The sequence below is a fragment of the Metapseudomonas boanensis genome, from assembly GCF_042232855.1.
Lineage (GTDB): Bacteria > Pseudomonadota > Gammaproteobacteria > Pseudomonadales > Pseudomonadaceae > Metapseudomonas > Metapseudomonas boanensis.
Genome location: NZ_CP113889.1, coordinates 5,100,504 through 5,120,845, shown reverse-complemented (window position 1 = coordinate 5,120,845; position 20,342 = coordinate 5,100,504). Strand labels below are relative to the sequence as shown.

The 20,342-nt window shown below is 63.0% G+C and carries 18 protein-coding genes; 9 read left to right on the top strand and 9 right to left on the bottom strand.

All coding sequences use genetic code 11. The features are described from left to right. Nucleotide 1: 1 nt before the first annotated feature. Genes OXH74_RS23870 through OXH74_RS23850 form a run of 5 tightly spaced genes read left to right on the top strand, consistent with a single transcriptional unit; the run spans nt 2 to nt 4,641 of the window. Nucleotides 2-1,975: a heme lyase CcmF/NrfE family subunit gene (locus OXH74_RS23870; protein ID WP_375739159.1), complete on the top strand. Its 1,974-nt coding sequence runs from the start codon at nt 2-4 to the stop codon at nt 1,973-1,975. Beyond that, nucleotides 1,972-2,508, top strand: a complete 537-nt coding sequence (locus OXH74_RS23865; protein WP_375739158.1) for a DsbE family thiol:disulfide interchange protein — start codon at nt 1,972-1,974, stop codon at nt 2,506-2,508. Before OXH74_RS23870 ends, OXH74_RS23865 begins: the two co-directional genes overlap by 4 nt. Beyond that, nucleotides 2,505-2,993, top strand: coding sequence for a cytochrome c-type biogenesis protein (locus OXH74_RS23860; RefSeq protein WP_215373245.1), 489 nt, complete (start codon nt 2,505-2,507; stop codon nt 2,991-2,993). The genes OXH74_RS23865 and OXH74_RS23860 overlap by 4 nt, the downstream gene beginning before the upstream one ends. Continuing rightward, nucleotides 2,990-4,198, top strand: a complete 1,209-nt coding sequence (gene ccmI, locus OXH74_RS23855) for a c-type cytochrome biogenesis protein CcmI (RefSeq protein WP_375739157.1) — start codon at nt 2,990-2,992, stop codon at nt 4,196-4,198. The genes OXH74_RS23860 and ccmI overlap by 4 nt, the downstream gene beginning before the upstream one ends. Then, the gene (locus OXH74_RS23850) at nt 4,195-4,641 is read left to right on the top strand and encodes a hypothetical protein (protein ID WP_375739156.1); all 447 of its coding nucleotides are present in this window, start codon (nt 4,195-4,197) and stop codon (nt 4,639-4,641) included. The genes ccmI and OXH74_RS23850 overlap by 4 nt, the downstream gene beginning before the upstream one ends. Nucleotides 4,642-4,765: 124 nt before the next feature. Here the strand turns inward: OXH74_RS23850 and OXH74_RS23845 are convergent, their stop codons facing one another. Further along, nucleotides 4,766-5,569: a LuxR C-terminal-related transcriptional regulator gene (locus OXH74_RS23845; RefSeq protein WP_375739155.1), complete on the bottom strand. Its 804-nt coding sequence runs from the start codon at nt 5,567-5,569 to the stop codon at nt 4,766-4,768. A gap of 201 nt (nt 5,570-5,770) precedes the next feature. Between OXH74_RS23845 and OXH74_RS23840 the strand changes: the two genes are divergently transcribed. Beyond that, nucleotides 5,771-7,135: an APC family permease gene (locus OXH74_RS23840; RefSeq protein WP_375739154.1), complete on the top strand. Its 1,365-nt coding sequence runs from the start codon at nt 5,771-5,773 to the stop codon at nt 7,133-7,135. Nucleotides 7,136-7,150: 15 nt separating this feature from the next. Continuing rightward, nucleotides 7,151-8,248: a P1 family peptidase gene (locus tag OXH74_RS23835; protein WP_375739153.1), complete on the top strand. Its 1,098-nt coding sequence runs from the start codon at nt 7,151-7,153 to the stop codon at nt 8,246-8,248. 39 nt (nt 8,249-8,287) lie between these two features. Here the strand turns inward: OXH74_RS23835 and OXH74_RS23830 are convergent, their stop codons facing one another. From OXH74_RS23830 to gcl, 7 genes are all read right to left on the bottom strand, one after another. Continuing rightward, the gene (locus OXH74_RS23830; RefSeq protein ID WP_375739152.1) at nt 8,288-9,286 is read right to left on the bottom strand and encodes a sulfate ABC transporter substrate-binding protein; all 999 of its coding nucleotides are present in this window, start codon (nt 9,284-9,286) and stop codon (nt 8,288-8,290) included. 239 nt (nt 9,287-9,525) lie between these two features. Then, on the bottom strand, nt 9,526-10,440 hold the full coding sequence (locus OXH74_RS23825) for an urea transporter (RefSeq protein WP_375739151.1): 915 nt from the start codon (nt 10,438-10,440) through the stop codon (nt 9,526-9,528). 149 nt (nt 10,441-10,589) lie between these two features. Continuing rightward, on the bottom strand, nt 10,590-12,005 hold the full coding sequence (gene pyk, locus OXH74_RS23820; RefSeq protein ID WP_375739150.1) for a pyruvate kinase: 1,416 nt from the start codon (nt 12,003-12,005) through the stop codon (nt 10,590-10,592). Continuing rightward, nucleotides 12,002-13,276 (bottom strand): glycerate kinase, encoded by a 1,275-nt coding sequence (locus OXH74_RS23815; RefSeq protein ID WP_375739149.1) that lies wholly within the window; start codon nt 13,274-13,276, stop codon nt 12,002-12,004. Before OXH74_RS23815 ends, pyk begins: the two co-directional genes overlap by 4 nt. A gap of 314 nt (nt 13,277-13,590) precedes the next feature. Beyond that, the gene (locus tag OXH74_RS23810) at nt 13,591-14,481 is read right to left on the bottom strand and encodes a 2-hydroxy-3-oxopropionate reductase (RefSeq protein WP_375739148.1); all 891 of its coding nucleotides are present in this window, start codon (nt 14,479-14,481) and stop codon (nt 13,591-13,593) included. A gap of 140 nt (nt 14,482-14,621) precedes the next feature. Further along, nucleotides 14,622-15,404: a hydroxypyruvate isomerase gene (hyi, locus tag OXH74_RS23805; RefSeq protein ID WP_375739147.1), complete on the bottom strand. Its 783-nt coding sequence runs from the start codon at nt 15,402-15,404 to the stop codon at nt 14,622-14,624. Nucleotides 15,405-15,535: 131 nt separating this feature from the next. Then, complete coding sequence (gcl, locus tag OXH74_RS23800; RefSeq protein WP_375739146.1) at nt 15,536-17,311, bottom strand: glyoxylate carboligase; 1,776 nt, start codon at nt 17,309-17,311, stop codon at nt 15,536-15,538. A 360-nt stretch (nt 17,312-17,671) separates the two neighbouring features. Here gcl and OXH74_RS23795 point away from each other — a divergent pair, with 360 nt between their 5' ends. Continuing rightward, complete coding sequence (locus tag OXH74_RS23795; protein ID WP_375739145.1) at nt 17,672-18,109, top strand: heme-binding protein; 438 nt, start codon at nt 17,672-17,674, stop codon at nt 18,107-18,109. Nucleotides 18,110-18,378: 269 nt separating this feature from the next. On the opposite strand, the gene OXH74_RS23790 is transcribed toward OXH74_RS23795, so the two are convergent. Next, the gene (locus OXH74_RS23790) at nt 18,379-19,008 is read right to left on the bottom strand and encodes a TetR/AcrR family transcriptional regulator (protein ID WP_375739144.1); all 630 of its coding nucleotides are present in this window, start codon (nt 19,006-19,008) and stop codon (nt 18,379-18,381) included. A gap of 202 nt (nt 19,009-19,210) precedes the next feature. Here OXH74_RS23790 and moaA point away from each other — a divergent pair, with 202 nt between their 5' ends. Next, nucleotides 19,211-20,206 carry a GTP 3',8-cyclase MoaA gene (gene moaA, locus OXH74_RS23785; RefSeq protein ID WP_375739143.1) on the top strand — a complete coding sequence of 332 codons (996 nt, stop codon included), beginning with the start codon at nt 19,211-19,213 and terminating at the stop codon, nt 20,204-20,206. Nucleotides 20,207-20,342 lie beyond the last annotated feature (136 nt).

Sequence of the window (20,342 nt, the reverse complement as noted above, 5' to 3'; positions counted from 1 at the left end):
GATGATCCCTGAACTTGGCCACCTGGCCCTGATCCTTGCGCTGTGCATGGCCATCGTGCAGGCCACCTTGCCGCTGGTGGGCGCTTGGCGTGGCGACCGTCAATGGATGAGCCTGGCGCAGCCGGCTGCCTGGGGGCAGTTCGCCTTCCTGGCATTCGCGTTCGGCTGCCTGACCTATGCCTTCATGGTCGATGACTTTTCGGTAGCCTACGTTGCCAGCAACTCCAACAGTGCTCTGCCCTGGTATTACAAGTTCAGCGCCGTATGGGGCGCGCATGAGGGCTCGCTGCTGCTCTGGGCGCTGATACTCGGCAGCTGGACCTTTGCGGTGTCGGTTTTCTCCCGGCAGTTGCCCGAAGTCATGCTGGCTCGCGTGCTGGCGGTGATGGGCATGATCAGCATCGGTTTCCTGCTGTTCCTCATCGTCACTTCCAACCCCTTCAATCGCCTGTTGCCGAGCGTCCCGGCGGACGGCAACGACCTCAATCCGTTGTTGCAGGACTTCGGCCTCATCGTCCACCCGCCGATGCTCTACATGGGCTACGTGGGCTTCTCGGTAGCCTTCGCCTTTGCCATCGCTGCACTGCTCGGCGGTCGCCTGGATGCGGCCTGGGCGCGCTGGTCTCGACCCTGGACCATCATCGCCTGGGCCTTCCTCAGTGTCGGCATCGTGCTCGGCTCCTGGTGGGCCTACTACGAACTGGGCTGGGGCGGCTGGTGGTTCTGGGACCCGGTGGAGAATGCCTCCTTCATGCCTTGGCTGGTGGGCACTGCGTTGATCCACTCGCTGGCGGTGACCGAGAAGCGCGGTGTGTTCAAGAGTTGGACCGTACTACTGGCGATCGCAGCGTTCTCCCTGAGCCTGCTGGGTACCTTCCTGGTCCGTTCCGGGGTGCTGACCTCGGTGCATGCCTTCGCCTCCGATCCGGAACGCGGCGTGTTCATCCTTGCCTTCCTGCTGCTCGTGGTGGGGGGCTCGCTGACGTTGTTCGCCGTGCGCGCGCCGGTGGTCAAGAGCCAGGTGGGCTTTGCCCTCTGGTCCCGCGAGACGCTACTGCTGGTGAACAACCTGGTGCTGGTGGTGGTGGCCTCGATGATCCTCCTCGGCACTCTCTATCCGCTGGTGCTCGATGCCCTGACCGGCGCCAAGCTTTCGGTGGGTCCGCCGTACTTCAATGCGCTTTTCCTGCCGCTGATGGGGATCCTCATGCTGGCCCTGGCCGCTGGCGTGTTGGTGCGCTGGAAGGACACCCCGCTGCAGTGGCTGCTCGGCATGCTCGGCCCGGTGCTGATCGGCAGCCTGGTGCTGGGCGTGCTGGCTGCGTTCCTCTATGGCGACTTCCACTGGGCCGTGCTGGCCGTGGGCTTCCTCGCCGCCTGGGTAGTGCTGGCCGGCGTCCGCGACCTGGTCGACAAGACGCGCCACAAGGGGCTGGTTACCGGTATCCGCGGGCTGACGCGCAGCTACTGGGGGATGCAATTGGCCCACGTGGGCGTTGCGGTCTGTGCCCTGGGTGTGGTCCTGTCCAGCCAGTACAGCGCCGAGCGTGACCTGCGCCTGGCGCCGGGTGAGTCGGTGGAGCTCGGCGGATACCGCTTCCTCTTCGAGGGGGCGGCGCACCATGAAGGCCCCAACTTCACGTCCGACAAGGGCACCGTGATCATCTACAAGGGCGAGCAGCAGATCTCCGTCCTGCATCCGGAGAAGCGCCTCTACACCGTCCAGCAGTCGGTAATGACCGAGGCGGGCATCGACGCCGGTTTTACTCGTGACCTCTACGTCGCACTGGGCGAGCCGCTCGATGCTGGCGCCTGGGCGGTGCGTGTGCACGTCAAGCCGTTTATCCGCTGGATCTGGCTGGGTGGACTGCTGATGGGCCTGGGTGGCGTGTTGGCAGCCGTCGATCGTCGCTACCGCGTAAAAGTGAAGACCCGCGTCCGTGACGCGCTGGGTATGTCTGGAGCCCAAGCATGAAGCGCCTGATCCTGGTCCTGCCGCTGCTGGCCTTTCTCGCCATCGCGGTATTCCTCTATCGCGGCTTGTTCCTCGACCCGGCCGAGCTGCCTTCGGCGCTGATCGGCAAGCCGTTTCCGGCCTTCTCGCTGCCTTCGGTCAGTGGCGACCGCACCATCACCGAGGCCGACCTCAAGGGCAAGCCGGCGCTGGTCAATGTCTGGGGGACCTGGTGCGTGGCCTGCCGCGTCGAACACCCGGTGTTGAACAAGCTGGCGCAGATGGGCGTGACCATCTACGGCGTGAACTACAAGGACGACAACGCCGCTGCGTTGAAATGGCTGAATGAGTTCCACAATCCCTATCAGCTGGATATCCGTGATGAGCAGGGCAGCCTCGGCCTCAACCTGGGCGTTTACGGTGCACCGGAAACCTTCCTGATCGACAAGGACGGCATCATTCGCCACAAGTTCGTCGGTGTGATCGACGAGACGGTCTGGCGCGAGCAGCTGGCGCCTTTGTACCAGGCGCTGGTCAATGGGGGCGGGCAATGAAGCGCCTGCTGGCTGCCGCACTCCTGGGGCTGGCGCTGAGCGGCGCAGCCCGGGCCGCGATCGACACCTACAGCTTCAAGGACGAGGCCGAGCGTGAGCGTTTCCGTACACTTACCGAAGAATTGCGTTGCCCCAAGTGCCAGAACCAGAACATCGCAGATTCCAATGCGCCAATTGCCACCGACCTGCGGCGGGAAATCTTCCGCATGCTGGAAGAGGGCAAGAGCAACGAGGAAATCGTCGACTTTCTGGTGGCGCGCTACGGCGACTTCGTGCGTTACAAGCCGCCGGTGAATGCCCGCACCTTGCTGCTCTGGTACGGCCCGGCAGGCCTGCTGGTAGGTGGGCTGGTGGTGCTGGGCATCATCGTCGTGCGCCGCCGCCGAGTTGAGAACAGACCCTCGCAAGTAATGCTTTCCGCTGAGGAGCAGGCGCGTCTCGATGCCCTGCTGAACTCCGAGAACCAGGACAAGAAAGCCCCATGATTGATTTCTGGCTCGCCGCCGGCCTGCTGCTGCTGGTCGCTCTGGCCTTCCTGCTGATTCCCGTGCTGCGTGGCCGCAAGGCCCAGACCGAGGAAGACCGTACCTCCCTCAACGTCGCCCTGTACCAGGAGCGCCTGGATGAGCTGGAAGGCCAGCGGTCTGCCGGCACCCTGACCCAGGAACAGTTCGATGCAGGCCGTGCCGAAGCGGCCCGCGAGCTTCTGGCTGATACGGAGGGCGCTGACATCGCCCGAGTTTCCCGCCTGGGCAAGGCGCTGCCGCTGGTTGCCGCTATCCTGGCTCCGGCGCTTGGTTTCGGCATGTACCTGCACTGGGGGGCTAGTGACAAGGTGGAACTTGCCCGCGAAATGCGCGAGCAGCCGCGTTCCATGGAGGAAATGACCGCACGTCTGGAGCGTGCGGTAGAGGCCCAGCCGGAATCCGCGGAGGGCTGGTACTTCCTCGGTCGTACCTACATGGCCCAGGACCGCGCGGCCGATGCTGCCCGTGCCTATGAACAAGCGGTCAAGCGGGCAGGGCGTCAGCCCGAACTGCTCGGCCAATGGGCTCAGGCCCTGTATTTTGCCGCTCAGAAGCGTCTGACCCCAGAAGTGAAAGCGCTGACGGAGGAGGCCCTGAAGGCTGATCCCAACGAAGTCACCAGTCTCGGCTTGCTGGGGATAGCCGGCTTCGAAGACGGCCGTTACCAGGATGCGATTCGCTACTGGGAGCGCCTGATCGTCCAGTTGCCTGCCGATGATCCCTCGCGCGGCGCGTTGCAAGGCGGCATCGACAAAGCCCGCGAGAAGCTCAAGGAAAGTGGCGTCAGCGTCGAGACGCCGGCTGCCACTGCGGCTGTCGGTGCGCAGCTGAAGGTTCGCGTGGACCTGGCCGCCGCCCTCAAGGACAAGGTCAAGCCCGGCGACAGCGTGTTCGTTTTCGCTCGCGCAGCCTCTGGGCCGCCCATGCCACTGGCCGTCAAACGCATGACAGTTGCCGACCTGCCGGTGGAGGTCAGCCTGAGCGATGCGGACGCCATGATGCCGCAGCTCAAGCTTTCCAACTTCCCGGAAGTGCAGTTGGTCGCCCGGATCTCCCGCAGCGGCAACGCTACGTCGGGTGAATGGATCGGAAGCAGTTCGCCGTTGTCTACTGGCACGTTGGAGCCCCAACGTCTGACCATAGACAGCCCGGACAAGAAATGACCGTTCAAGAACTCGAAATGCAGGCCCGCCGTTCTCGGCTGGGCCTGCCCCTGATAGGCCTGCTGCTGGGCCTCGGCGGTTGCGTTGCACAAGGCCCTTACTACGAGCCGCGTGAGCCCGACCGCGAGCCTCCAGCGGTGTACACCCCGTCCCAACCGAAACCGCAACAGCAGCGTCCCATGCCACCGCCGCAGCCGCAGCCGGCCAAGCCGGCACCGCGGATGAGCGCGCACCCGCGCTTTGCGCCACCACCTGGCGGCAACTGCTATTGGGATACCGGGCTTGGCGTCTACGTGCTGGAAGGTGAGCGCAACATCTTCTATCGCGAGCGCATCTATTACCGTTGGGATAACGGCTGGAGCTATTCCAACAGCCCGCATGGGCCTTGGGAGCCGACTGATGCCAGCGGTGTTCCTGCAGGGCTGGGGCGGCGTTTTCACTGAGTCAGGCAGGCCGTTGGCCTGCTTGGGGAGTGAATCCGCCGCTACCAGAGCCGCCGCTCTCCGAATAGCCTGAGCCCCTTTCCCATCTACGGGAGAGGGGCCTATTGCACCTTGCGCACGAGGTTCAAGGATTCTCCGGATCGTGCCCCAACGCCTGGATGAACAGCGAAAACAGCTCCGGCTGGGAGGAGATATCCAGCTTGGCGTACAGGTGTCGGCGATGCACCTTCACCGTTTCAGGCGAGATGGCCAGGCGCTCGGCGATGGCTTTCGACGAATAGCCACGCAGTATCAGGCGTGCGATCTCCAGCTCCCGTTCCGATAGGACCCCTGCACCAAACTGGCTTAGTGCATCACGTACTTGCGTAGCTATTTCATCATTTCGGGCTGCCTGGGGGCGCAGGCTGCATTGGTGCCAGTGCTGCTGCATCAACGCCAGTACCCAGGTCGAAAGCAGGGCGAGCATGCCGCATTCTTCGGTGTTGAACAGGCGCCGCATGCCCAGCGATAGCGAGAGTGCCCCTTCGCCAGGCAGTTGGAGAATGAACTGCACTTCATCCTCCAGCACGTTGTCATGGAAGTAGCTGAGGAAGTACTCGCTCAGGCGGAACTGGTCTGGGGCAATTTCCTCCAGGCGATACAGACCGCTGGGTAACCCCTCCTGGCAGGCTTGGTAGAAGGGGTCAAGCAGGTAAAGACCGTTCAGGTACGCGACCATCGGTGCCGGGCCGATCTGGGGCACGACATCGTAGACCTCCAGGGGAAGGGGGACGCCTTCCGCCGGGTAGTGGGTGGCCAGCGCATTGTCGAACGGCAGCCATTGGTGCAGCAGCAGGATCAGTTGCTTCCAGAAACGCTCGCGACCGATCTGCTCGATGGTGCGGCCGAGGCTGGCGTGCAGGCCGACCTCCCGGAACAAGGTTTCCATGTGCATCTCCGAATCCGCTCAGGCTGGGAGCGCAAGCTTGGCCGATCAAGCCCGGTCCGCGTCAAGGGGCGTACTCCAATAGGGTGATTGGCTCTGCAGTCATGCCTCCTCAGAATCCGCTCCACAACAACAGCGCCGCTGCACAAGCCGGCAACGCTTCGTTCCCGCCTCAATCCCAATAACAAGCAAGAGGATCAGGATATGAGCTCTTCCAGCCCGTCCACGGGTTCGCTCAAGCCCACTTTGGGCACCTTCGATGTGGTCGCTATCACGGTCTCCAGTGTCACTCCGGCCAGCTCGGTTTTTGTCATCGCTCCCTTCGCCATCCAGCAGGCCGGCAGTGGGGCGTTCCTGTCCTTTGTCCTGGCTGCGGTGTTGGCGCTGATGTTCGCCTGGTGTTACTCGGAGCTCGGCCGCGCGCACAAGACCGCCGGTGGCGAATACGTCTATGCCAAGCGTGTGTTCGGCGGCATGGCAGGCTATGCCACTTTCCTGACGGTGCTGGCGGCGATGATATTCGTTCCGCCAGTGCTGGCGACCGGCGCGGCAACCTACCTCAATGCTGCCCTGGGAACGCAGTTCGATTCACAGATGGTGGCCTTGGTCATCGTGGCGGCGAGCTACTTGCTGGGCGTCCTCAATATCAAGCTCAATGCCTGGGTCACGGGTATTTGCCTCCTGCTTGAGGTCGCGGCCCTGCTGGTGATCGTCGTCCTTGGTTTTGGTAACCCAGAGCAGCCGGCGAGCGTGTTGCTGCAGCCCCAGTTATTGGAGAACGGTGTGCTGCAAGCGGCGCCGATGGCCCTGGTGATCGGCGCGGTTGGCATAGCGTTGTTTTCCTACAACGGCTTCGGCGGCGCCGTGCTGTTGGCAGAGGACATGAAGGACGGTGGCCACGGTTTGCCCAGGGCCGTTCTCTGGTCGCTGCTGCTGGTTGTCGCCATTGAATTGGCGCCGCTGACGGCTCTGCTGATTGGCGCACCTTCGCTCGCCGAGATGGTGGCCAGCCCGGACCCCATCGGCTATCTGCTTGCCAGTCATGGCAACGAAACCCTATCCCGGCTGGTCAGTGTCGGGATATTCCTCTCGGTGTTCAACGCCATCATCGCCATCGTCATCCAGATTGGCCGGGTAATCTTCAGCAGCGGTCGTGATGAGCTCTGGACGCCCGCTCTCAATCGCGCGTTCACTCGAATTCATCCGCGATGGGGGTCGCCCTGGCTGGCCACCTTGTTCCTCGCGGTCCCTTCGGCGCTACTCAGCTTCAGTTCCAACCTGGCGGAAATGACCTCGTTCACCGTGCTGCTGCTCGTCTTCGTTTATCTGATCATCGCGCTCTGTGCGCTATTCAGCCGGGTATTGCGGCGCGACATCGAGCACACCTACTGCATGCCGCTATGGCCTCTGCCGGCGCTGCTGGCGGTGATCGGCGCGGGCTACCTGCTGCTCAACCTGGCGCTGGAGGCCTCCGGCCAGGACCTATTGACCATCCTCGGGCTACTGGCGGTATCGGTGATCCTCTATGGCACCTACGGCAAGCTCAGTCCCGCCTTCCAGAAACTCTGAATTCCAGGAGTCGTTATGCGTGCGCGTCAACTTGGTATCAATATCGGGCTCGGCATGCCGGGTGAGTTCAACGCCATCACGGATGTGCCGGGCGTACGGGTCGGCCACAGCACGATTTGCGAAGAGCGCAGCGGCAAGCTAGTGCGCACCGGCGTGACGCTGGTACAGCCGCGGGCCGGATCGGCCCGCGAACAGCCGTGTTTTGCCGGATGCCATGTACTCAATGGCAACGGCGACGCCACCGGGCTGGAGTGGATCCGCGAGGCGGGTCTGCTGACCACGCCGCTAGCCATCACCAACACCCACAGCGTCGGCGCGGTGCGTGACGCCCTGGTCGCTGAGGAACGTGCTCAAGCCGGCGACTCGGTGTACTGGTGTATGCCGGTGGTGATGGAAACGTACGACGGCGTGCTCAACGACATCTGGGGCCAGCATGTCGGCCCCGCTGAAGTGGCCGAGGCCTTGGCTGATGCGCGAAGCGGCGCAGTAGCCGAGGGACCGGTCGGGGGTGGTACAGGAATGATCTGCCATGAGTTCAAGGGTGGCATCGGCACGGCGTCGCGCCGGCTTCCACCGGAGCAGGGCGGCTGGACGGTGGGCGCACTGGTTCAGGCCAACCACGGCATCCGCCGCGAGTTGCGGGTTGACGGCTACCCGGTTGGGCGCCTGCTGTGCGAGATTGAATCCCCCTTCGCCGAACACGGTACTCCAGGCATGGGCTCTATCGTGGTCATCCTGGCCACTGATGCACCGCTGTTACCCCATCAGTGCCAGCGCCTGGCTCAGCGTGCTTCCATCGGCATCGCCCGTACCGGCGGTGGCACCGAGGACGCCAGTGGTGACATCTTTGTCGCCTTCGCCACGGGCAATTGCGACCTGCCGCCAGCGGATTACGGGCGCAAGGACCTGTCGTTCAGCACACCACTGGAAATGGTCAATAACGACCATGTCTCGCCGCTTTTCCTGGGGGCTGCGGAGGCGGTTGAGGAGGCGATCATCAATGCCGTGCTGGCGGGGCAGGAGATGGTGAGCGCGGATGGGCGGCGGGTACCGGCGCTGGATGGGGATACGCTCCTGGGAGCCTTGCGGACACTGGGTTGGCGGGGAGCCTGAGGAGTGAGGCCCTGCCCGCGATCGGGCAGGGCGAACGGGTCATCGCCCGGTGTAGACCTGGTCGAACACGCCGCCGTCGTTGAAGTGCACCTTCTGCACGTCTTGCCAGTCACCGAAGGTCTTCTCTACCGAGAAGAAGTCCACTTTCGGGAAGCGGTCGGAGAACCTGGCGAGGATTTCCGGGTTGCGTGGGCGCAGGTAGTTGTTGGCGGCGATGGTCTGGCCTTCGTCGCTCCACAGGTACTTCAGGTAGGCCTCGGCGGCGGCGCGGGTACCTTTCTTGTCCACCACCTTGTCGACCACGGCAACCGGCGGCTCGGCTTCGGCCGAGACGCTGGGGTAGACCACTTCAAAGCCGCCGCGGCCGAATTCGCGGGCGATCATCTCGGCTTCATTCTCGAAGGTCACCAGCACGTCGCCGATCTGGTTCTGGATGAAGGTGGTGGTGGCGGCGCGACCGCCGGTGTCCAGCACCGGGGCCTGCTTGAACAGCTTGCCGACGAAGTCCTTGGCCTTGTCCTGGTCTCCGCCATTTTTCAGCACGTAGCCCCAAGCGGAAAGGTAGGTGTAGCGACCGTTCCCGGAGGTCTTCGGGTTAGGTACCACGACCTGCACGCCATCCTTGAGCAGATCCGGCCAATCCTTCAGGCCTTTAGGGTTGCCCTTGCGCACGATGAACACGGTGGCGGTGGTGAAGGGTGCGCTGTCGTTCGGCAGGCGGCTGGCCCAGTCTTGCGGCACCAGGCCGCCGTGATCGGCCAGGGCATTGATGTCCGTGGCCTGGTTCATGGTGATCACGTCAGCCGGCAAGCCGTCGATGACTGCGCGAGCCTGTTTGCTGGAGCCGCCATGGGACATCTGCAGGTTGATGTTCTCGCCATTCTCCTGCTGCCAGTGCTTCTGGAATGCGGCGTTGTAGTCCTTGTAGAAGTCGCGCATCACGTCATAGGAAACGTTGAGCAGGGTAGGCGCAGCCTGAGCGGCACTTGCCAGGGCCAGGCCGGCGGCGAGCAGGGAGGCGGAGAACAGTCGTTTCACAGGGAGTTCCTTCTGGGGGGCAGTGTGACGACGTGACTATATCCGGCCTTTTTATATTCGTTTAATACTAAAAAAGTATTTGTTTATTCATGTTTGTTTTCGTGGCGGCGTTCCCCTAGAGGGGCGAATTCATTTGCCAGGTAGGTCTGCCGAGAGGTTGCGTGGGGCGCGTTGTGGCCCATTGCGAAGGAATTTGCCCCCACCGATTGAGTACAGCCTCAGGGAGTGGGGTTATTGGTTCACTCCGGCAAACGCCGCAGGCTTGGCAGGATGCAGCGCAGCAGGAGCGTGCTGGCCAACACCAGCCAGCAGGCAAGGATGAAGGGGGCCGTCATGGCTGGCAGGCCTAGCACGGCAAAACCGGGTTGTAGCAGAACGCTCAGCAACACACCGGCAAGCACGGACCAGGGTTGGCGGAAGTCCTTGCCCAACGCGATAGCGACCAGGGCGCCATTCAGCCCGTACAGTCCGGCCAGCAGGTCTTGCTCGGGTAGCCCCTGGAGCGTGGCCAGGCTAAGCGCCAGGACAGAGCCGAAAAGTGCCCAGGCGGCTACGCGCCAGTTGGCCGCCAGCAGTGCGGTGAGCACACAGGCACCTGCCAACGGGGCATCGAGGAAAATCACCTGGCCAATTCCACGCACGACCGCCAGCGGTGTGCCAATCCAGCCATGCTGCAACAGTCCGTCGGCCGATGCTGCGCTGGGGACCAGCTCCAGTGGCCCACCCAGAGCTAGCCACAGCCAGCCGAAGCTGACGAAGGGCAGCGTATAGGCCGGCAGCCATTTGCGCTGGCGTGCGGCTGCAAGCAATGGATTGAGCAGCAGTGAGGACATCCCGCCGGCGCACAGGATAACCAGCGCCAGATAGAGCGATGGCTCGAATCGTGCGCTGAGCAGCAGACCCAGCAGCACGCCGTTGTAGCCGTAGAGCCCGGCTTCGATGTCTTCCTTGCGATATCGCCGTCGAACGGCAGTGAGCCAACCGGCTGCACCACCCAGCAGTGCACCACCGAGCAGGGCGGGGGCGCCCAGCGCGATGGCAAGCAGGATCAGTGCGCCGCAGCCAGGGTGGCGCTGCAGGAATATCTGGCTGAAACCGTTCAATTGGGCCGAGGCCCAACTACGGACTTCAGGTCGTAGAGGCAGTCGATACATGGCAGTTCTAAAAAAATCGCCCAGTCGTTTCGAACCGGGCATCTATTCCTGTAGCGAAGCTGCTCGCGAAGGGCCGAGCGAAGCTTCGCTACAGGTGCTGCATTGGAGCGCAGGTTCTCTATGGACCCCGTCGCTTCGGGTGTTTCAAATCAGTTCAGCGTTTCGATCCGAAGGCTGTTTGTACTGCCCGGCTGGCCGAACGGCACGCCGGCGGTGATCACCACGGTATCGCCACGCTTGGCCATGCCCTGGGCCTGGGCTATCTCCAGCGCTGTGCTGGTGACTTCCTCGACCTTGTGCAGACGTTCATTGACGACCGAATAGATGCCCCAGGCCACAGTCAGGCGACGCGCGGTGTTGAGATTTGGCGTCAGACTGAGGATCGGCGCCTTCGGGCGCTCGCGGGAGGCGCGCAGACTGGAGCTGCCGGACTCGGTGTAGTTCACCAGGGCCGCCACCGGCAGGATGCTGCTGATGCGGCGGATGGCGCAGCTGATGGCATCCGAAGCGGTAGCCTCGGCCTGCGGACGGCTGACGTCGAGCTGGCTCTGGAAGTCCGGACCGTTCTCCACCTGGCGGATGATCTTGCTCATCATCTGCACGGTTTCCAGTGGGTAGTCGCCGGAAGCAGTCTCGGCGGAGAGCATCACCGCATCGGCGCCTTCGGCCACGGCGTTGGCAACGTCAGTCACTTCAGCGCGGGTCGGTGCCGGGGAGAAACGCATGGACTCGAGCATCTGGGTGGCCACCACCACCGGCCGACCAAGTTGGCGGCAGGTGCGAATGATGTCTTTCTGGATGCGCGGTACGTTCTCGGCCGGCACTTCCACGCCCAGGTCGCCGCGAGCCACCATGATGGCGTCGCAGAGGCGGGCGATTTCTTCGAGGTGTTGCACCGCAGAGGGCTTCTCGATCTTGGCCATGAGGAAGGCGCGACCCTGGATCAGCTCGCGGGCTTCGACGATGTCTTCAGGACGCTGCACGAACGACAGCGCCACCCAATCCACGCCCAGGTCCAGGCCGAAGGCAAGGTCACGACGATCCTTGGTGGTCAGCGGGCTGAGTTGCAGCACCGCTTCCGGTACGTTCACACCCTTGCGGTCGGACAGTTCGCCGCCGGCTACTACTTTGGTGTCCACGCCATCGGATTGCTTGGCGATCACCTGCAGGCGCAGACGACCGTCGTCCAGCAGCAGGTTCATGCCGGGCTCCAGCGCCTCGATGATCTCGGGGTGCGGCAGGTTGACCCGGCGCGCGTCGCCCGGGGTAGTGTCCAGGTCCAGGCGGAAGGCTTGGCCGCGTTCCAGATTCACCTTGCCTTCGGCAAAGCGCCCGACGCGCAGCTTTGGCCCTTGCAGGTCCATGAGGATGCCGATGGGGTAGTTCAGCTGGCGCTCCACTTCGCGCACCCATTCGTAGCGTTGGGCGTGGTCGGCGTGTTCACCGTGGCTGAAGTTGAGGCGGAACAGGTTGACGCCGGCTTCCACCAACTGGCGGATGTCGTCGATGCCTTTGATCGCCGGCCCGAGGGTGGCGAGGATTTTTACTTTCTTGTCAGGCGTCATTTTTCAGGGCTCTCGAGAATCAGGATGGCGCGGAAGTCGTTCACGTTTGTGCGGGTCGGCTCGGTTACGATCAAATCACCCAGTGCGGCGAAGTAGCCGTAGCCGTTGTTGTTGTCCAGCTCATCGCTGGAGCTGAGGCCGAGCTTGGCGGCGCGGCCGTAGCTGCACGGGGTCATGATGGCGCCGGCATTGTCTTCCGAGCCATCGATGCCGTCGGTGTCGCCAGCCAGGGCATAGACGTCGGGCAGGCCTTTCAGGGTATTGGTCAGGCTCAGCAGGAACTCGGCATTACGCCCGCCGCGACCATCGCCGCGTACGGTCACGGTGGTCTCGCCGCCGGAGATGATTACGCACGGCGGCTTGATCGGTTGGCCGTGAAGGACTATCTGCCGGGCGATGCCGGCGTGGACCTTGGCCACCTCGCGGGATTCGCCTTCCAGATCGCCGAGGATCAGTGGAGTAAGACCGGCGGCGCGAACCTTCTCGGCGGCGGCGTCCAGGGATTGCTGGGGCGTGGCGATCAGTTGGAAATGGCTGCGCGACAGGCAGGGATCACCGGGCTTCACGGTTTCCGAGCGCGGGTCTTGCAGCCAGGTACGCACATGGGCCGGAATCTCGATCTCATAGCGGGCGAGAATGGCCAGGGCTTCGGCAGAGGTGGTTGGGTCGGCCACGGTGGGGCCTGAGGCGATTACGGTGGCCTCGTCGCCGGGTACGTCCGAAATCGCATAGGTGTAGACGGTGGCGGGCCAGCAGGCCTTGGCCAGGCGGCCGCCCTTGATCGACGAGAGGTGCTTGCGCACGCAGTTCATCTCGGAGATGGAGGCGCCGGATTTCAGCAGGGCCTTGTTGATTGCCTGCTTGTCTTTCAGGGTCAGGCCTTCGGCGGGCAGTGCGAGCAGGGAGGAACCACCGCCGGATAGCAGGAAGATCACCCGGTCGGACTCGGACAAGCCACTGACCAGCTGGAGCACGCGCTGGGCGGTTTCCAGGCCGGCGGCATCCGGAACCGGGTGGGCGGCCTCGACCACTTCGATCTTCTTGCAGTTGGCGCTGTGGCCATAGCGGGTCACCACCAGGCCGGAAACTTCGCCCTGCCATTCCTGCTCGATCACCTCGGCCATGGCTGCAGCGGCCTTGCCGGCACCAATGACGATGACACGGCCAGAGCGGTCGGCGGGGAGGTGGTCGGCCAGGACCTGGCGGGGGTGGGCGGCAGCGATGGCGGTGGCGAAGAGATCGCGCAAGAGGCTTTTCGGATCGATGGACATGGCAGGCTCCGTGGCGCTGGATTCTTGTTATGGGCTGCTTGCCCGGCATCAGGCATGCCGGGCTGTCAGGCCGATTACAGTCCGCAGCCGCCGCGCGCGGCGACTCTGGACTGGAATCGACCTTCCTGGCCTTTGGCGCCGTGTCACCGCCGGCCAGGAGGGTCGAAGGGGGCCCACCGGCAAGGTTGGATTGTGTAGGTCAGTGCCGAACCTGCGAGACCCGACGATCGGAGCTGCCGGCTCGATGCTGGGCTTCGCGTCGCTCAGCACCAACCTACGGGGTGTTCCAGTTCAACCTTGCAGTGGGTAACGCATTACTCCTCGCGGATCGAGAAGTTGGCCATGTGTTCCAGGCCTTTGATCAGGGCGGAGTGGTCCCAGTTGCTCCCACCGAGGGCTGCGCAGGTGCTGAACACTTGCTGGGCGTTGGCGGTGTTCGGCAGGTTCAGGCCCAGTTCGCGGGCGCCGGACAGTGCCAGGTTCAGGTCCTTCTGGTGCAGGCTGATGCGGAAGCCTGGATCGAAGGTGCCCTTGATCATACGCTCGCCGTGGACTTCGAGAATCTTCGAGCCGGCGAAACCGCCCATCAGTGCTTCGCGCACCTTGGCCGGGTCGGCGCCATTCCGGGCGGCGAACAGCAGGGCTTCGGCAACGGCCTGAATGTTCAGGGCGACGATGATCTGGTTGGCGACCTTGGCGGTCTGGCCGTCACCGTTGCCACCTACGCGGGTGATGTTCTTGCCCATGGCCTGGAACAGCGGCAGGGCGCGTTCAAAGGCGTTAGGGCAGCCACCGACCATGATGCTCAGGGTCGCCGCCTTGGCACCGACTTCACCACCGGAAACCGGGGCGTCCAGATAGGCGGCGCCAGTTGCCTTGATCTTCTCGGCGAAGGTCTTGGTTGCGGTGGGGGAGATGGAGCTCATGTCGATCACGACTTTGCCGGCGCCAACGCCTTCGGCCACGCCATCCTTGCGGAACAGGACGTCTTCGACCTGGGGAGTGTCCGGAACCATGACGATGATGAACTCTGCCTCCTGGGCTACCTCTTTCGGGTTGGCCAGGCCAACGCCGTTTTCGCCCAGCAGGTCAGCCGGCGCTTTGTCGAAATGCTCGGAGAAGAACAAGGTGTGGCCGGCCTTCTGCAGGTTCTGAGCCATGGGCTTGCCCATGATGCCGGTGCCGATGAATCCGATTTTTGCCATGGGAGAGTCTCCTGGTGTCGCAATGTCTGATGTGGAACCGAACTGCGTAGGATGGGTGGAGCCTGCGATACCCATCATCGGGGCTAGGCCTGGCACGATGGGTATCGCTTCGCTCCACCCATCCTACGAACAGCGAACGGTCAAACTGCGTTATGGGTTTTCAGCCAGCCAAGGCCGGCGACGGTGGTAGTGGCGGGCTTGTATTCGCAACCGATCCAGCCCTGGTAGCCGATGCGGTCCAGGTGCTCGAAGAGGAAGCGGTAGTTGATTTCACCGGTGCCCGGCTCGTTGCGGCCGGGATTGTCGGCAAGCTGCACGTGGTTGATTGCGGCGAGGTTGGACTCGACGGTGCGCGCCAGGTCTCCTTCCATGATCTGCATGTGGTAGATGTCGTACTGCAGGAACAGGTTGGCGCTGCCGACCTTGTCGCGGATGGCCAGGGCCTGCTTGGTGTTGTTCAGGTAGAAGCCGGGGATGTCGCGGGTGTTGATGGCTTCCATCACTAGCTTGATGCCGGCGGCTTCGAGCTTGTCAGAGGCGTACTTCAGGTTGTCGACGAAGGTCTTTTCGATGGTGGCGCAGTCATAGCCCTGCGGGCGGATGCCGGCCAGGCAGTTGACCTGCTGGTTACCCAGGACCCTGGCGTAGGCGATCGCCTTGTCGACGCCGGCGCGGAACTCCTCAACGCGGTCCGGGTGGCAGGCGATGCCACGCTCGCCCTGGCCCCAGTCACCGGCCGGGAGGTTGAACAGCACCTGCTCGAGCTTGTTGGCGTCCAGGCGGGCGCGGATCTCCTCAACCGGGAAATCGTAGGGGAAGAGGTACTCGACACCGCTGAAGCCGGCTTCGGCAGCGGCGGCGAAACGGTCCAGGAAGTCCACTTCGGTGAACAGCATGGACAGGTTGGCGGCAAAACGGGGCATGAATGTCTCCTCAAATCTAGCTCCCTCTCCCACCACGAATAGGCGAGGGATTGGGTGAGGGATGTGACGAGTTGCCTCGGACATCCCTCACCCCAGGCCCCTCTCCCGGTGGGAGAGGAGAGTCAGGGCGATCAATCCAGCAGCGAGATGGCGGTTGGTGCGTCGGCGCCGGACTGGGCCAGTTCCTCGAACTCGTTGATCGCGTTGATCTCGGTGCCCATGGAGATGTTGGTCACACGCTCCAGGATGACCTCGACCACGACCGGTACGCGGAACTCTTCCATCAGCTGCTTGGCCTTGGCGAAAGCGCCTTGCAGTTCGTTGGCGTCGAACACGCGGATCGCCTTGCAACCCAGTCCCTCGACCACGGCAACGTGGTCCACGCCGTAGCCTTTGAGTTCCGGCGCGTTGACGTTCTCGAACGACAGCTGCACGCAGAAGTCGATCTCGAAGCCGCGCTGCGCCTGGCGGATCAGACCCAGGTAGGAGTTGTTAACCAGTACGTGGATGTAGGGCAGGTTGAACTGCGCGCCCACAGCCAGCTCTTCGATCATGAACTGGAAGTCATAGTCGCCGGACAGGGCGACTACCGGGCGGTTCGGGTCAGCCTTGACCACGCCAAGGGCTGCCGGAACGGTCCAGCCCAGCGGGCCGGCCTGGCCACAGTTGATCCAGTGACGCGGCTTGTAGACGTGCAGGAACTGCGCGCCGGCGATCTGCGACAGACCGATGGTGCTGACGTAGCAGGTGTCCTTGCCGAAGAATTCGTTCATCTCTTCGTAGACGCGCTGCGGCTTGACCGGCACGTTGTCGAAGTGGGTCTTGCGCTGCAGGGTGCGCTTGCGCTCGCGGCAGGATTCAACCCAGGCGCTGCGATCTTTCAGCTTGCCAGCGGCTTGCCACTCGCGGGCGACTTCCAGGAAGGCGTCCAGTGCGGCGCCGGCGTCGGAAACGATGCCCAGGTCCGGGGTGAACACGCGACCGATCTGGGTCGGCTCGATGTCGACGTGGATGAAGCGGCGGCCCTGGGTGTAGACGTCAACCGAACCAGTGTGGCGGTTGGCCCAACGGTTGCCGATACCGAACACCAGGTCTGATTCCAGCAGGGTGGCGTTGCCATAGCGGTGGGAGGTCTGCAGGCCGCACATGCCGGCCATCAGGCGGTGGTCATCCGGAATGGTGCCCCAACCCATCAGGGTCGGGATGACCGGTACGCCAGTCAGCTCGGCAAACTCGACCAGCTTCTCCGATGCGTCGGCGTTGATGATGCCGCCACCGGCGACGATCAACGGACGCTCGGCGTCGTTCAGCATGGCCAGGGCCTTTTCAGCCTGGATACGGCTGGCCGACGGCTTGTGTACCGGCAGCGGCTGATAGGCGTCGATGTCGAACTCGATCTCGGCCATCTGCACGTCGAACGGCAGGTCGATCAGCACTGGACCGGGGCGACCGCTGCGCATTTCAAAAAAGGCCTTCTGGAAGGCGTAAGGTACCTGGCCCGGCTCCAGGACGGTGGTTGCCCACTTGGTTACCGGCTTGACGATGCTGGTGATGTCGACGGCCTGGAAGTCTTCCTTGTGCAGACGTGCACGAGGAGCCTGGCCGGTGATGCAAAGGATCGGGATGGAGTCGGCGGATGCCGAATACAGGCCGGTGACCATGTCGGTGCCTGCCGGGCCTGAGGTGCCGATGCACACGCCAATGTTGCCCGGGTTGGTGCGGGTGTAGCCCTCGGCCATGTGCGAGGCGCCTTCGACGTGACGGGCCAGTACATGGTCAATGCCACCGATCTTGTTCAGGGCTGCATACAGCGGGTTGATGGCGGCGCCGGGGATGCCGAACGCGGTGTCGATGCCTTCGCGACGCATCACCAGGACGGCAGCCTCGATTGCTCTCATTTTGGCCATGTTTTGTGCCTCTTTCTTGTGAAAATTGTATACAAGCTACGTGGCTGGATTCTATTCAGCAGCTGACTGAAGGGTCAAGACCATTTGTGAGGCGAAAGGTCGCAGGAGCGAGACTCTTTTAAAACACCCGTTTTATGGGTCTCTCCCGGACTTGCCAGGAAGCTGACGGGTACACTGTATACAAAAAATAATGTGATTGTATCTATGTGTTGATTTTTTTGTGTTCGGTGGGATAGTGAGGGGCAGAGTTCAGATGCGTCTGGAGCATGCGTGGGATTTCTCCTGCATGGCCCGAGGTCCGGCGAACCCAGGCAGCTCCGGCGCCACGCAAAGTCCAACCAATCACGAGGAACGCTTGAAATGAACACATTGACCTTGGAAACCGCTGTGAGCATTTCCAACCATGCCCTGGCCACCGGTCGCGAACTGCGCACCGCGCCGCTCACCATTGCCGTGCTGGATGCCGGCGGGCACCTGATCACCCTGCAGCGCCAGGATGGCTCCAGCATGCTTCGTCCGCAGATAGCCATCGGCAAGGCGTGGGGTGCTGTTGCTCTGGGCAAGGGCTCGCGCCTGATCGCTGCCGATGCGCAGCAGCGCCCAGCCTTCATCGGTGCTGTGAACAATCTGGCGGACGGCAACCTGGTGCCGGCGCCTGGCGGTGTGCTGATTCGTGATGCGCAAGGAGAGGTGATCGGAGCGATCGGTATCAGCGGTGATACGTCGGATATCGATGAGCAATGCGCGGTGAGCGCGGTGGAAGCGGTCGGTCTGAAGGCGGATGCCGGCGCGGCCTGATGCTTGGTGGGGCTGCTGCGCAGCCCTCAGCGAATGAATTCGCCCCCATAGGGTTTGTGCCAGCCAGCGCCTGCCCTGTGGGGGCGAAGTCTTTTGGTCCCCCGGTAGCGCTAGCCGGGGGTGAAATTCGGGATGGGTTGAAGCTCACCCCCCCTGCAAGGTGAGTGAGGGTTGCTGCTCTTTTGTGGGAGCGAATTCATTCGCTGAGCAGCCCGAAGGGTTGCCGAGGTTTAGAGCGCAGAGGCTGGCGTTGCTTTGTTGGAGGGGCCTCAGGCGCTCCTGGCCTGTGGCCTTTCTTCCACTTCGCAGCCCTTGATTACCAGTCGGATGATGGTCTCGGCCGCGGCATCGTAGTCGGCGTCGCTGAGGGTGGCCTTGCCGGTGACGGTGGAGATCTGCCAGTCGAAGTCGGCGTATGTCTGGGTTGCGGCCCAGATGCTGAAGAGCAGGTGGTGCGGGTCGACCTTGGCCATCAGCCCTTGGTCGATCCAGCGCTGGATGCACTCGATGTTGTGTCTGGCCTGGTCGTTCAGTTGCTGGGTCTGTTCGGCGGAAAGATGTGGCGCGCCATGCATGATCTCGCTGGCGAATACCTTGGATGCATAAGGCAGTTCGCGGGAGATACGGATCTTCGAGCGAATGTAGGCCGTGAGCACGTCATATGGGTGTCCGGCCTGCTTGAAAGGCGCAGACGCTTGCAGCAGCGGCTCGACGATGCTCTCGAGGACCTCGCGGTAGAGGTTTTCTTTCGACTTGAAGTAGTAATAGACGTTGGGTTTGGGCAGGCCAGCCTTGGCCGCGATGTCGCTCGTCTTGGTGGCGGCGAACCCTTTGTCGGCGAATTCCTCGCTGGCCGCGCGCAGGATGAGGTCTCTGTTGCGCTCGCGAATGCTGCTCACATCGGCTCCTTGTTGGACTCGTCCGGGAGGCCGGAAAGGCCGGCCGGCGAGAGGTCGGGCATGGTATCACCGGCTTCGCGGGGCTCTCAAGCGAAGGCCGGAGAGAGATTCCTGTATACAAAAAAAATGTTTTCTGTTTCTATTCGGCATCCGTCCATGTCGCCGGTGTCCTGACCGGTGCGTGTTGCGGCAGACTTCACCCATGCAAGACACACAATTGCTCGACCCTTTCGGTCGACGAATCACTTACCTGCGTCTGTCGGTCACCGACCGCTGCGACTTTCGTTGCACCTATTGCATGAGCGAGGACATGGTCTTCGCTCCTCGCGCGCAGATCCTCAGCCTCGAAGAGCTCTATACCGTCGCCGATGCCTTCATTGGCCTGGGTGTCCGGCGCATTCGCATCACCGGCGGTGAGCCGTTGGTGCGCAAGGGCCTGACCTCCCTGCTGACGCGCCTCGGCGCCCGCGGCGAACTGGATGACCTGGCTATCACCAGCAACGGCTCGCAGCTCGGGCACATGGCCCATGAGCTTCGCGAAGCAGGCGTCACCCGCTTGAACATCAGCCTCGACTCCCTGCAACGCGAGCGGTTTGCAGCCTTCACCCGCCGCGACCGCCTCGGCCAGGTTCTGTCCGGCATCGACGCCTCGCGCGCTGCCGGTTTCCGTCGCATCAAGCTCAATACCGTGGTGCAGAAGGGGCGCAATGACGATGAGGTTCAGGACCTGGTCGCCTTTGCCGTCGATCGCGGCCTGGACATCAGTTTCATCGAGGAGATGCCGCTAGGCAGCATCTCCAGTCACGAGCGCAAGGTCACCTTGTGCACCAGCGAAGATGTGCGCGAGCGGGTCGAGCAGCGCTTCCAGTTAGTGCCCAGCAGTCACCGTACCGGTGGGCCATCCCGCTATTGGCAGGTGGTCGGCAGCGACACCCAGGTCGGTTTCATCTCCCCCCATAGCCGCAATTTCTGCGGCGACTGCAACCGTGTGCGCGTCACGGCCGAAGGCAAGCTAGTGCTCTGCCTTGGGCACGAAGGTGCGCTGGACCTCAAAGCGTTGATCCGCCGTCATCCTGGCGATGGCGAGCGGCTGCGCGCTGCGCTGATCGAAGCGCTCAGGCTCAAGCCGGAGCGACATCACTTCGATGCGTCCGAACAGGTCCAGGTAATCCGCTTCATGAGCATGACCGGCGGCTGATCAACGCCCTCGTGTTAGCCCTGGCGGCGTTGCTCCATCTCGCCGTACTGATCGTCCTGTCTTCAGTGAAGCGCCTTGCCAGGGCGTCCACGAGAACCTCGATCCCTCTTGAACCAGATTCCGAAAGTAATTGTGC